Source organism: Paenibacillus sp. EPM92 (assembly GCF_016586185.1).
Lineage (GTDB): Bacteria > Bacillota > Bacilli > Paenibacillales > NBRC-103111 > Paenibacillus_G > Paenibacillus_G validus.
The window spans coordinates 1-559 of sequence record NZ_BCPS01000144.1 but is presented as its reverse complement, the minus strand read 5'-3'; the positions used below and the strand labels follow the sequence as shown (position 1 = coordinate 559).

Below are 559 nucleotides of genomic sequence, written 5' to 3'. Positions count from 1 at the left end.
TAATGAAGTGAATAAGTTGAAGTTGTGACAGTGAATGTATTATCTTCATTCAGAAACACTTTAGAATTCTGTGTTCTACGGTCTTTCAATTCTTTTTTTGGACGCGATTTCTTTACTTTTTCTTTCATACTCATTAAAGAGTTATTAGAAAGTGTGCTATTTGTTACAGATGCATCGTTGTAACCTGACGCCCCCCTATCACTATTACTTGCGCTAACATAAAGGGGGCATAAACTACATGAATATAACCCCAAGACTAAACAAATTAATTTAATTATCCAACTTTTCAATCTAATTAGGGTTTGCTGAACAAGATTCGTTCCAGTCTACGCCCAACGTAAGACACTGAACCCAAACAGTCTGAAAAAAAACAATAAGAGAGCCCGCAGCCGCCGCTCCAGATTCATGACCAGAAACTGAAGGGCGATGACGGTTAAACTGGTTTCGGCGCCGCGTGCGCGAATGCGACCGAGTCCCAATTTGCGTTTTCCTTCTCCAAACTTTCCTTCGATCGCATTACGCTGTGCGGCATCCTGCCGCTCTTGCCTACAATCGGCGG

The 559-nt window shown here is 42.0% G+C and carries 1 protein-coding gene; it reads right to left on the bottom strand.

Annotation, left to right across the window (positions count from 1 at the left end):
* Positions 1–326: 326 nt before the first annotated feature.
* The coding region (locus JMF85_RS27870) for a transposase (RefSeq protein ID WP_201319405.1) at positions 327–559 on the bottom strand (233 nt) is incomplete at its 5' end.